Genomic DNA, 12,655 nt, shown 5'->3' on the forward strand with positions numbered 1-12,655 from the left:
GCCCATCAAGAACGGTCCAGCATCTTTACTTATTATTGAATCCAGGCACCATCGCTGCCTAGACGATAGCCGCCAATTGTTGTGTTGGCTGCCATGACACCGCTGTTGTACATGTAGTACCACTTAGTGCCTACCTTTACCCAGCCTGTTTTCATGACTCCGCCGTTATCGAGGTAGTACCACTTGTAGTTGTACTTCAGCCAACCAGTCTTCATGTCGCCGCCTTTGTTCAGGAAGTACCATTTGCCGCCATCCTTGATCCAGCCAGACTTCATGACTCCGCCGTTATCAAGGTAATACCACTTGGTTCCATCCTTGACCCATCCAGTTTTCATGAAACCGTCAGTTTTATCAAGATAGTACCACTTATAACCGTTATACAACCAGCCTGTTTTCATGTCACCATTTACTGCATCAAGGTAGTACCACTTAGTACCTTGCTTGAACCAGCCAGTTTGCATTTCACCATTGTAGTTGAAGAAATACCACTTGCCTTTGATGAATTCCCAGCCGCTTTGCATTACGCCATCTGCATTGAAGTAGAACCACTTGTTGCCGATTTTTTCCCAGCCAGTTTCAGCTGCGCCAGTGCTCTTGTTGAAGAAGTACCAGTTGCCGTTAACTTTTTCCCAGCCAGTAACTAGTGCTCCTTCATTACTCTTATCTTCATCGAAGTAGTACCTGTAAGAACCTACTTTTGTAAGACCCATTGCCATTACTCCATCTTCATGGAAGTAATATGTTTTACCTTTGATTCTTTCGAAACCTGTCTCCATTACACCGGAACTCAGGTTCAGGTAATACCATTCGCCATTCCACTTCAACCAGCCAGTTTTCATGGCACCATTAGCTTCAGGGTCAAGATAATACCAGTCTCCACCATCTTCCAGCCAGCCAGTTACATGCTCGCCTTCAAAATCAATGTAATACCATTTGCCGTTTTCATAAGTCCAGCCTTCAATTCCCACAACAACCTGGAATGGAGACTGTGAACCATTCGCATCCGCTACATAAGCGTTAAAAGTATCTTGTCCAAGACTTGCAACCATGTATCGCATTTCCTGGAATGTTGTAAGGTAATCTGAACCTTCACCGATGATATCGGCAAGCTCTGCAAGTGTTAGCTTGTCAACACTCATTGTTGCTACGCCATCTACAAACTTAACATCTGTTTCATCTCTATAAAGAGCTGAATCATTTGAGAAAGTTGATAGAGTGCTAGCATTGTCTGAGTAGAACTCAACAGCTGTTACTTGAACATCCCCGTCTTTACCAGCAAGGTCAAGATAGAATTGGTTGCTCGCTACTTTTTCAAGTGCAACTGGACCATTGTTTGTAATCAAAGTAATGCCATCTAGTTCAACTGCGTTTGATGCAGGAACTTCCAATGAATCGTTAGAAGTGAAAAGAACGTCAAGGACGTCAAAATCACCATTTCCATAATCGGCTGTTGCTGTTACCCATGCCTGGTAGTTCACAGGGTACATCAGCTGGCGCAGAAGCTGGATGGATACACCATCGCTTTGCTTATCAAGATCGCCAAGTACTTCTGAAACAACGTACTCTGCCTTGCCGTCAGCTACTTGAATCGTAGCGTCTGGGAAGAAAGGATTTAGAGTTAGAAATTCAAATGTTACAGATTCGACACCATCTGGCGTGAATACAGTGAATTTTTCCACTTTATCCGTTTCTTGTAGACCTACTTCGGAAATGAAGTCATCTACATTGAATTCCATTGAATCTTCATCTGGAGTAACGACATACTCTTTTCCAGCAATCGTCACGACAAAATCATAAATTGAAGTATCAGCAAACGACGCCTTAGGCGCGAGCACTGATAGCAACATCACAAAACCAAGAAATAAGACCGATAGTTTTTTGCTCAAAATTTCCCCTCCTATGTATCTGTTATTTTCTCAGGAGCAGGATGGATCCTGTTCCAGAAAGTGGTATGCATGATTTATTTTACAAAATTCGTCTTAATTATACAATATCAATCTAGTAAACTTTACACATAGATATAAAGTTAATTATTGGGAAATCTTATCAACTTTTTTCCTAATAGAATCGTCTAAAGCTTAAAAAGACGACGGAGGTGAAGGAATGCGAAGAGATCAAGTGATTGAGGAACTGATGGATGAGTATGGAACGAAGGTTCTTCACCTTGCCTATTCATACGTGCGGAACCGGCAGACGGCGGAAGATCTGGCACAGGAAATCTTCCTTAAATGCTTTCAGAAATACGAGACTTTTGAGGGTGAAGCGCAATTGCAAACCTGGCTATACCGGGTGGCCTCGAATCATTGCAAGGATTATTTGAAAAGCTGGCACCATCGGAAGGTTCTTGTCACCGGCTATATCTCGTCCAAACTCGGCGGCCAGGAAGCTGGGCCGGAAAAACAATTGATCCAGAATGCGGAGAACCAGGAGCTTGTAGATGCGATGTTCAAGCTGCCGTTAAAATATCGCGAAATTATCTTTTTATATTTTTACCAGGAGTGTTCATTGAAGGAAGTAGCCGCAATCTGTGACTTGAACATTAATACAGTCAAGTCAAGACTTACACGTGCCAAAGAATTATTGAAAGCCATTTTACAAGAAAGGGGTGTGGACTATGGAAGAACAGCTGAAGAAACTGAAATCAGGTCTGAAGGATGAGCTTGATGGTTTTGAGTTTGACGCGGGAATGAAGCGGAATGTATCCAGGCGGTTTGCGGAGAGCGGGAAGCCCAGAGGTTATCTTTTTCGAAGAATGATACCGGCGGGATTGAGTTTAGCCTTTTTGGCTGTTTTTAGCTTGGGGATGTATTGGGTGATTGAAAAGTATTATACAGAGAACCACGCAAATACACCGCCGGCCAAAGAAGAGTCGCCAGTCGCTGAAACACCGGATGACGACAAGCCCGAGTTGATTGTACCGCCGTATGTGCCAGATGGGTATGCCTTTAAGCATACTCACACAGATGGAGATGTTTATGAACATATGTATATGAATGAACAGAATGAAGCAGAGTATTTTGCCTATATCATGCGAGAAGAAAAACCCGATTACCCTGTTCCTGACATCGCTGTTGATTTGGCAGATGGCCTGGTTGGCAAGATCAACAAAATTTCAGACGAACATCTTTTCTTAACCTGGCAGGATGAAGGTATGTATCAAATTGTTGAGCGTAAAGGCAGTCTGACCGTAGGCGAATTCAACAAGATTGCCGATGCGATTTTAAAAGCAAAGGGATACGAGCCGACGTTTGATTTACTCAGATTAAATATGGAGCCAGTGGTTGCTTTCGATGAGAAAACTGCTGTGGAAATGCTCACAAGGTACGATTATATTTGGAAGTCCGTTTATCAGGAGGCAGATACCCGGCCTGGCGGGAAGTTCCCCGACTTGAAAACAAAAGAAGAATTCTACCAGCTCTTCCTAGACTTTATATCTTATGAATTGGTGGAAAAAACCTTTAAATTTCGATTGGGTGAAAAAGAAGATGGAATTTATATTATCCCAATAGATCCAGTACCTAGCTTTTGGCCAGAGACGAAGTATAATCTAGCGCACATTTCAGAAGATGAATATCAGCTGACCCAGATACAGGAAACCAAGAACAAAGCACCCGAAACCTTGGTTGTCACCTATAAGAAAACAGAAGGTATATGGAAGATAGAGTCAATCACAACAAAGACCGATTAACAACCTGGCGAATATACAGCTACCAACACAAAAGGCGAAGGCCCTCCCTGGCGGGAGGGCCTTCGCCTCTATATTCGACAAATTTCGGGTGGTGACAGGCACCTGTCGAACTATACGATTCCCGAATCTCGTTTGACTCTTCTCAGCATTGATTCCCATATCCTTGAGCTGACCGAGATGATGATTAGTGTCCATATGATACGGAATGCAAATTTAAGAGTTTCATGATCAATAAACGCTGCAAGCCAGTTTCCTGCATAGTAGATGGTCGATGTGGAGATCAACAATAAAACAACAAATATAATGACTACTATTACTTTATGTTTCAAATTTATTTTTTTAATAAGTTCCTTATTCCTCACCAATATAAATAAGAGCAAAGAAAAGAACAAAAATGCCGCAAACCCAAGTGCACCCACCAAACAATCCCTGCCTTCAAAATAAATAATCTATCTGCAATCAATCTAGTATTCTCCGTTTCTCCGCCAATTCCTTCCAAGCAGGGATAGGCTCATCAAATAAACTGCTTCGACAAAATTCGGGTGGTGACAGGCACCTGTCGGATGAAATTCAGGTGGTGACAAGCACCTGTCGATGGCAGCAAAAAAGGAACGCTACGTAACGTTCCTCCTCTTTGTTTATTGCAGTTCTGGTTGTGTTCGACAAATTTCGGGTGGTGACAGGCACCTGCCGAAACCTATTTAAAGAACCCGACCATGATTTGCTTGAAGATGTTGCGTTTGCCTTCTTCTTTGAAGGTTTTTTTCTTTAATGAGTCGGTGTTGAGTTTGCTGAAGAATGGGTTGTCTGGCTGTTGTACGTTTTCTGGTTTTTGGACGATTAGTTCGCCTGGTTTGGCGCCTTTTTTGAGTTGTGTTTTGCCGCTTAGCTGCAGGCCTTTGCTGATTTTGCGCTTTTCGACGATGCCTTTTTCATTCAGGACGTAAATATAGCTGTTCTTCTTGCCCTTTTCGATGGCTTTCTCTGGAACTGTTGTTGCGTTTAGCACCTGATCTGTGATGACGCTGACATCGACATGCGAGCCTTTTAGAATTTGTTGTTCGGTTTCTTCACTAAGCGTGATTTCGAAGGGATAGTGGCTCTCTGCATCCACAGATGGATCTGCTTCAGGATAGTCGGCAATCTTGGTCAATGTCCCCTCGACCTTCCCCTTGAGCAGGTCGGATTGCACGTATACCTCCATGCCTTCTTCTACAGCCTTCAAGTCACGCTCACTGAACTTGCCTTCTACCTTTGGCTTGTCCGAAATAATGGTGACAATCGGATTCTTCAATTCGTAGTTGACCTGTTTCACGGTGCCTGAGACTTCACTGTTCTTGCCAAGCTCATCGGTGCCTTCATAAGAATCAATTAAATCCTCATATTTCTCGATCTCCGCTTCGACCCGGCCCTTTTCGCGCTGCTTGTCATAGATTTCTTTTTCAAGCGAGAGATTCATCAGTTCATTTGAATCATCCCTTGTGCTGGAGCCGTCCCCAAAGACCGGGGTGCTGGCCGATGATGTCGACGCCGAGACACTCTGCAGATAGTTCAGCTGCTTGATTTGGTCATCGATCAAATTCGCTTCGGTGACAAGCTGGCTTTTTTCCGCCTTCAGCCTTGCCAGGTCCTCATCGATGTTATTGGAAGAGTATTCGTACAGTGGCGTCCCACTGTCGATCTTATCGCCTTCTTTTACCAGGAAGCCCTTAAAGTCGCCATCTTCGTCATTATAGTAAACCTGATGCTCTTCCTCAGGAGTGACGACACCAGATGCATGAAGCGTCTCAGTAAGGTTGTCCTTCCCGACGGCAGCCCATTTATTGATATAGGATGAGCGCAGCGCTTTGCTGTCATCCTTCAAAGCCAAATATAGATTTCCGGACACAAAAATAGTGCCGGCGGATAGTAGAATCGCTGTCTTTTTCTTCAACTGGTGCACCTCCCTTATAGAATCTTATCGAATTGGATGAATGAAACGAGTGCCGCAAACAGCCAGATGATGAGGTTGATGCCAATAACCATCAGCAGGACGATCTTCGGGTTTTTACCTGTCAGCATTTTCAAATACTTGTATTCTATGAAAATAGCCCATACTTTAAAAATCGATATAGAAGCAAGGAAATAAATGATGAAGTCATTTCCGGTTATGTATTGCGCAATCGTGCCAAGTGCGAACGGCGAGGATACCTGAGTCAGGCCAAGTGAAAGCGCAAGCGGGATCCCGATTATCTTTTCAAAAAGAAAGGTTGGCAGCACGAAAAATTGGACTGTCAGCAGCTTCTTCAGGTCCACATCTGACAGCGTCCAGAAGAATAATGCCGGCAGGAAGATCATGATAGCGCCGAAAACGATGCCAAGGATTGTCTGGCCAGCCATGAACAGAAGCTTTTGCATCTCGTATTCTTCCCGGGAAATCGATGTCAGTTTTTTTGACAGATATTCAGAGCCAATCCCGAAATAGGCGTTGATCCCGAATACCAGGCCGCTTAGCAGGATGAGCAGGAATGTATTTTTCCAGACACCGGGAACATGCTCGGAATCCCTTAATTTGTATGTGAAATATTTATAATTAAACAAGCCGCGAAACACTTCTACTCGGTTATTCATCGTTTGTCCCCCAGGTTAGTCTTTGTATTTTCTATTCTATATGAAAAATTCCAATTATTAAAATAATATCAGGATGACATCTACTCTTTGGACGAACATTACTGTCGCATTGTTTCACCAATTTGCAAAAACCCACATCACCTCTCCTCTAATGGCTCATTTTTGGTTATAATAGAAGAATATGTTTTTTTCGAATGGATTAAAAGTTACTTATGACACGATTTTAGCATTGCCTATCCAATAGGCTTGTCGAATTCTGACAGGATTTTGCAAAAAGTGAAGAATTGATGCTGCATGAACGGGGGAATCGCTGTGGCTGTCATACCTGATAACCAGGCACCGATTTTTAAAGAAGCTGCTGAAAAATTGAATAGGATGCTCAAATCGGAGGTCGAGGAGGACGCGCGTCTTGTTCAAAAAGGGCTGATGCTTTATCGCCAGGGAACGGTCCACCATCTGAAGTATATGGTGAAGTCGATCTGGGCGACAGTCCAGGACGTAACACCGGTTCGTGTGTACATAAATGTGTCAGATCCTGAAGAGAGCAGCTGCACCTGCCCTGCTAATTCCTTTTGCCGACACCGTCTGGCTGCGTTTTTTCAGGCATACAGCGATGTGGCGAGTGTTTCTGATTGGGTCGAAGCCTGGCGCAAGCCTGCCAAGGAACAGCTGAACGCCGAAAAGTGGGGACTGCAGCGTGCGAAGGATCTTGTTAAAAAAAATACTCGGACGGGACATGATTATGATAGCTGGGCCGATTCCTTCCGTGAGAGCTTCGAGGAGATCGTCAAGGGCCAGGGCGAACCTAAAGCCTATGTTCTGCCCGGATTGTTCCGTTCCTATATTCGCCGAGTTGAGGTTTCTGCACCGCTGGAGGCTGTTTGGAAAAACCTTTATATGATTGCAGCTTGTGTCCATTCCTTCAATTTGCTCACTGAACTGGCCGGCGAAATGGGGCACGATGATATGCCGACAATGGACCGCTACTATCGGCCCCTGTTCGAGGACCTGTTTAATGACGCCGAGGAATACATCGAGCGCCTCGCCTATGGGACAATGCCGTTTTCGTTTGATACGTTTTTGGAACAGCTAAAGGACGATACGATCGGATTGACGGTGCCTGATGCATCTGTTGGCTATGATCGGATAGATTTGTATCGGCTGTTATGGGAAAAACTTTTTAAAAATGGGAGCTGGCGTGATGCCGAACGGGCTCGTCTGGAGGCGTTTGGCGATGATAAGCGGGATCTGGTCGAGGAAATCGCATTGATTCATCAGCTTGTTTTAGCGAAGCAGGACGGAGAAGCGTTGAAGCGATTTACTTCTCTTTCCATCGGTTCGCTTCCATATATGTTTTACTGGCTCGACGGCTTCCGCGTGCAGCGCGAGTGGAACCGGATGGGACCTTTCATCGAATACCTAGTCCAGCAGCTGCGGAATTACCTGAAGCACCTAAGTGATTATTATGCTTGTAAAAAGTTCACCCGCTACGCCTTGAAGCTTGTCGGCACGTATACACGTGAAATCGGCCGCGGCGAGCTGTATGACCGGGCGCTGGCACAGGCCATGCCCTACAGCTTTTACGAATATGAAGATTCCTTATTTGAAAAACAGCAATACGAACAATGGGGCGAATTGCAGTCCTACTTCGGCTTTGAATATAATTCGATTTCAAGCGAGCGGATTAAAGTTTTACAGAAAGAAGCTCCTGAAGTTCTGATTCCGCTGTATCACCAGATGATCGGCGATTTAGTTGAAATGAAAAACCGCAGCAGCTACAAGCAGGCCGCACGCTTGCTCAAAAAGTTGCGGACGGTTTATAAAAAGCTGAAGCGCGTGCCAGAATGGGAAGAGTTTTTCGGAAAACTGCTCGTGAGGACGAAACGATTGAGGGCTTTCCATGAAGAATGTACAAGGAACAAGTTGATTGAGGTGGAGGAAGCATAGGGACTTAGTTTTTGCTCCTTTACGAAGGAAGCGTATGGTGCGTCCCCGTTTTCCTAGTTTAATGTGAGAAAGAGACAGGAGAACCGTCCCCATGTCTCGCCAAGGAGGTGCTTTTGATGCTTGAGATTAAGCAGTTTCATATAGATGTGATGCCTGTTGCTGGCGGGCGGTATTTTTTGAGTGCTGAGGATTTTGATGGTTTTGACCTTAAGACCTCTGAATGGAAGAAGCTGCTCTTTTTCCGCCATAAGGAAAGTTATTATGGGACGATGCTGGAGGCTGACAAATGGGGTTCTGCCGAGGGTGTGACCTTGAGCGCCTGGCAGCTGGTGACGCTGTTTGGCGAGGAGAGCTTCAACCGTCTTGTCGAGTGGGAATGGGATGACCTTGGCGATATCTGCCTGTCGACTGCCCACGCGATTTATGATGCGATCCTTGCAAAGGAATGGCATCCTGATTTTACCCAGCTTGATGGCGAGGATTTTCGCTGGAAGCTGCCGGTGAGCGTGCTCGACGAGTTCCATGAGCCATTCTGGGAGGAAACGTTGAAGATCAATGATGAGAAGCTGCCGGTACGTGATTTCGTAGCGGATCTGTTCCATCATAGTCTGGAGTCCTACTTCCATGAAAATGAGACGATGAAGTATCTGCTCGGCGACAAGCTTGATGTCCTGAGGAAAAAGCAGCTGTCAGCTTCGCAACTGGCTGCTTATTTCGACGAAGACCGCTGGCTTGAGTGGATTGGCCTGAAGGAAAATCCCGCACCATTTTCGATTGGAATGCGCCTCGAGGAGCCAATGGATGACCTTGGTGACTGGAAGCTTGGGTTATTTTTGCGCGGAAAAGAAGAGCCTATGCTGATTGAAGCCCGCGATTATGAAAGCTATCCTGCCGGCTGGGATTTATATAGCGATAAAGTTGAGGATGAAGAAAAGCGACTTGCTTCGATTTTTCCATGGATTGAGGAAGATGGCCGCCTGAAGTCGACTCTCTCCGAGGACGAAGCGTGGATGTTCTTGACCGAAGCGAGCGAAACGCTGATTGCGCTCGGCATCGAAATCCTCCTCCCGTCATGGTGGGAAGCGATCAAGAACGCGAACCTCAAGGTAAAGGCGCGTTTGAAGGGCCAGACTGGCTACCGCCGCTCATTTGTCGGCTTGAATGCGATGCTCGATTATGACTGGCGTTTCTCTATGAACGGTGTTGACCTGAGCGAGGATGATTTCCAGCGCCTTGTGAATGAGAAGCGCAGGCTTGTTTATTTGAAAGGCCGCTGGATCAAGCTTGATCATGGCTTCATTCGCCAAATCCAGGACTTGATGAAAAAAGCCGACAAAGAAGGACTCCACATCCGCGATTTGCTGCAGCAGGAGCTTTCGGATGAGGAAGAAGACGGTGAAGGTCTCGAGGACCCAAGGGCATTCGCTAAAATCCAGATCGAGCTTAATCGCCACTGGAAGCAGATGATGAAGCAGCTATCGGAAACGAAGGAAATCCCGGATATGCCGGTGCCTGCAGGCTTGCATGGCGAGCTGCGTCCGTACCAGAAGCTTGGGATGAACTGGCTGCTGTTCCTGAGGAAGTATGGATTCGGCGCCTTGCTTGCCGATGACATGGGTCTTGGGAAAACAATTCAGCTGATTTCCTATATCCTTTCGGTAAAAGAGCAGGAAAGCGACGATCATCCGGCGTTGATCATCTGCCCGACTTCTGTTCTCGGAAACTGGCAGAAAGAGATCGAGCGCTTCGCTCCTGATTTGCGCGTCCATCTTCATTATGGGCCGAACCGCCTGAAGGGCAGTTCTTTTGCCGAAGAAGCAACAGGCTCGGATATCGTGTTGACATCTTATGGACTTACACACCTCGATTTCGAAGATCTTGAAAGCATTGAATGGAGCAGCATCGCGATTGACGAGGCGCAAAATATCAAGAATGCCGATACGAAGCAGTCGCGTGCGGTAAGGAAGCTGAAGGGCAAGCATCATATCGCCCTGACCGGGACGCCGATGGAAAACCGCCTGTCTGAGCTGTGGTCGATTTTTGATTTCACGAATCGTGGCTACCTTGGCAGCGCCGGACAGTTCCAGAAGCAATTCATCCTGCCGATTGAAAAAGAAGACAAAAAGGAAAAAATCAGCCAGCTTCAATCACTGATCAAGCCGTTCTTGTTGAGACGGACGAAGAAGGATGAAGATGTGGCGCTGAACCTGCCTGACAAGGTTGAGCAAAAGGAATACTGCCCTCTGTCTGTGGAGCAGGCGTCATTATATGAGCAGCTTGTAAAAGATACCTTTGCCCAGATCGAAACACTGTCGAGCTTTGAGCGCAAAGGCTTGATTTTACAGATGTTGAGCAGATTGAAGCAGCTGTGCAACCATCCTGCTCTATATTTGAAAGAGGAAAATCCGAAGCAACTGATCGACCGGTCCGCGAAGATGGAGAAAATGATCGAGCTGGTGAGCGCTGTCCTCGACCAGGAAGAAAGCTGCATCATTTTCACCCAGTACATCGGAATGGGCGAAATGATACAGGCCGCGCTGAAAAAGAAGTTCGGCATTGATGTTCCGTTCCTGAACGGCAGCCTGCCGAAGACAAAGCGTGATGAATTGATCACAAAATTCCAGAACCGCGAATTCCCTGTGTTCCTGCTGTCGCTGAAGGCTGGCGGAACCGGCCTCAACCTTACCGCGGCAAACCATGTGGTCCACTACGACCGCTGGTGGAATCCCGCTGTTGAAAACCAGGCAACAGACCGCGCCTACCGCATCGGGCAAAGCCGCTTCGTGCACGTGCACAAGCTGATCAGCACCGGCACGCTCGAAGAGAAAATCGATGCCATGCTCGAGAAAAAGCAATCGCTGAACGACCAGATCATTCAGAGCGACAGCTGGATCACCGAGCTTTCAACTGATGAATTGCATGAATTGGTGTTTTTGTCATAAGCCGAAGGAGCGAGGGGCCGGACCCTTTGCTCCTTTTGTTTAGCGAAACGAAGGATGCATAGGGTGAGTCCTCATTTAAAGGTTAATGTCTCTTTTCTTTAACTCCGCTTTCAGAGTTTCTATTCTATCAGTCACTACCTTCAAAAATATTAATCCAGAAACACTAAATATTATCGCACTAAAAAAATTCCCCATATTAGCAATTATTGATCCGAACATAATCCCAAGGCATAAAGATGGTGTTAGTTTCCAAGATAAGATTTTATTCAGCATTAGCTTTTCCCCCAATTTGGCTATAATGCAGTTTCGACTACTAATTGATTCCCTTTACAATATACTCCATAATTTTACAATTACCTGTAAATCGATTGAAAAAAATCTTGTTTATTTCCTTGAAGAAGCAAAGGGACGTACCCTGTGCTTCTTTCGTTTAGAAAAACAAAGGAAGCGCTGGGCTGGGTACTCATTAATTTATTGATGTCACAGTGTTTGAAAAATAAACGGACAAACTCCGCTTAAATTGGAAACGACCCTTATTTTTTTAAAAAATAAGGGTCGTTTTTCCGTTTATTTCATCCCAATCGATGAATTTCGTGCTATTTATAGACGTTAACCGGAATCTCTCCGCTTATATCGGCTTAAAAAGGGTTCTCCATGTACAATAGCCGGAAGTTCTCCCCTTAATAACAGCTTCAAAAGGTCCTCCACATACAATAGACGGAGTCTCTCCGCTTAAGAATTCACACATCTACACGAAAATCACCAGTGGATGAAAAAAGTTCCTTATTTTAAATTAAAATGATACACAAATTGTTTGCGGCCTGATGGCGTACTAAATTCCATATTGCCTGTATAGTATCCCGGGGTATCGGGAAGAACGACAGTACTTATGATTTGGTCTTCTGATACCAGATCCATGATTTTTACATCACCAGGTCCAAGGCTGGCACCATCCTTTGTAAATCCGCCGTTGGATGTCCTCCGTACACCGTTTGCAGGCCCATTTTTGTCATCCAATTCGCCGGATGGCTTCTGGCTTTTGACCGTCAGCGTTTTACCTGATTCGAAGGTATCGGCCTCTTTTCCAGCGAGCGCTTCTTCCATTGTTACGGTTTCACAAGAACTCGGTTCTACCACAGACGGTTCTTTTTCGCGACCCTCTCTGGTATCCTCTTTGCACTGTCCGTATTCATACAATTCCAATTGCAAATCATCATAAAGCACTGTAGGGATATGGTTGAGGTACTGCATATCCAACTCTTTTTCCTTTGCAACAATCACCTGCTTGTAACCTGCCAACGACAATAGCACCACCAGAACTCCTAAAAAGCTGAACAAAATCTTTTTATTCATCATAACCCTCCAGATAAAATAGTTCTTTAGCATAGATATTCTCCATTTATTTACATATCACCTTTTAAACGCAGAAAAAAACCTTGTTCAATGAATGAACAAGGTTGAAGCAACT

8 protein-coding genes are annotated in these 12,655 nt (G+C 45.3%); 4 read left to right on the forward strand and 4 right to left on the reverse strand.

Annotated elements, in window-relative coordinates:
- Positions 1–32 precede the first annotated feature (32 nt).
- Entirely contained in the window at positions 33–1,886 is a 1,854-nt protein-coding gene (locus LGO15_RS22830; protein WP_226086154.1) for a PspC-like choline-binding domain-containing protein, read from the reverse strand.
- 217 nt (positions 1,887–2,103) lie between these two features.
- On the opposite strand from LGO15_RS22830, the gene LGO15_RS22835 reads away from it, so the two are divergent.
- Positions 2,104–2,658, forward strand: a complete 555-nt coding sequence (locus tag LGO15_RS22835) for a sigma-70 family RNA polymerase sigma factor (RefSeq protein ID WP_226086155.1) — start codon at positions 2,104–2,106, stop codon at positions 2,656–2,658.
- Positions 2,615–3,688, forward strand: coding sequence for a DUF4367 domain-containing protein (locus tag LGO15_RS22840; RefSeq protein ID WP_226086156.1), 1,074 nt, complete (start codon positions 2,615–2,617; stop codon positions 3,686–3,688). Before LGO15_RS22835 ends, LGO15_RS22840 begins: the two co-directional genes overlap by 44 nt.
- 697 nt (positions 3,689–4,385) lie before the next feature.
- Here LGO15_RS22840 and LGO15_RS22845 read toward each other — a convergent pair.
- Both LGO15_RS22845 and LGO15_RS22850 read right to left on the reverse strand, forming a co-directional pair.
- Positions 4,386–5,621 carry an efflux RND transporter periplasmic adaptor subunit gene (locus LGO15_RS22845; RefSeq protein WP_226086157.1) on the reverse strand — a complete coding sequence of 412 codons (1,236 nt, stop codon included), beginning with the start codon at positions 5,619–5,621 and terminating at the stop codon, positions 4,386–4,388.
- 14 nt (positions 5,622–5,635) lie between these two features.
- On the reverse strand, positions 5,636–6,298 hold the full coding sequence (locus LGO15_RS22850) for a hypothetical protein (protein ID WP_226086158.1): 663 nt from the start codon (positions 6,296–6,298) through the stop codon (positions 5,636–5,638).
- Positions 6,299–6,610: 312 nt separating this feature from the next.
- Here LGO15_RS22850 and LGO15_RS22855 point away from each other — a divergent pair, with 312 nt between their 5' ends.
- Positions 6,611–8,245, forward strand: coding sequence for an SWIM zinc finger family protein (locus tag LGO15_RS22855; RefSeq protein WP_226086159.1), 1,635 nt, complete (start codon positions 6,611–6,613; stop codon positions 8,243–8,245).
- Positions 8,246–8,361: 116 nt separating this feature from the next.
- Entirely contained in the window at positions 8,362–11,187 is a 2,826-nt protein-coding gene (locus tag LGO15_RS22860; protein ID WP_226086160.1) for a DEAD/DEAH box helicase, read from the forward strand.
- A 783-nt stretch (positions 11,188–11,970) separates the two neighbouring features.
- Here the strand turns inward: LGO15_RS22860 and LGO15_RS22865 are convergent.
- Positions 11,971–12,543, reverse strand: a complete 573-nt coding sequence (locus LGO15_RS22865) for a hypothetical protein (RefSeq protein WP_226086161.1) — start codon at positions 12,541–12,543, stop codon at positions 11,971–11,973.
- Positions 12,544–12,655: the final 112 nt, after the last annotated feature.

Source organism: Mesobacillus sp. S13 (assembly GCF_020422885.1).
In the GTDB taxonomy this organism is placed as follows: domain Bacteria; phylum Bacillota; class Bacilli; order Bacillales; family Cytobacillaceae; genus Mesobacillus; species Mesobacillus selenatarsenatis_A.

What these genes read in the sequence shown, in the direction of transcription:
- LGO15_RS22835 (WP_226086155.1), top strand. Translation starts at nt 2,104, where the DNA reads ATGCGAAGAGATCAAGTGATTGAGGAACTGATGGATGAGTATGGAACG.
- LGO15_RS22840 (WP_226086156.1), top strand. Translation starts at nt 2,615, where the DNA reads ATGGAAGAACAGCTGAAGAAACTGAAATCAGGTCTGAAGGATGAGCTT.
- LGO15_RS22850 (WP_226086158.1), bottom strand. Translation starts at nt 6,298, where the DNA reads ATGAATAACCGAGTAGAAGTGTTTCGCGGCTTGTTTAATTATAAATAT.
- LGO15_RS22860 (WP_226086160.1), top strand. Translation starts at nt 8,362, where the DNA reads ATGCTTGAGATTAAGCAGTTTCATATAGATGTGATGCCTGTTGCTGGC.
- LGO15_RS22865 (WP_226086161.1), bottom strand. Translation starts at nt 12,543, where the DNA reads ATGATGAATAAAAAGATTTTGTTCAGCTTTTTAGGAGTTCTGGTGGTG.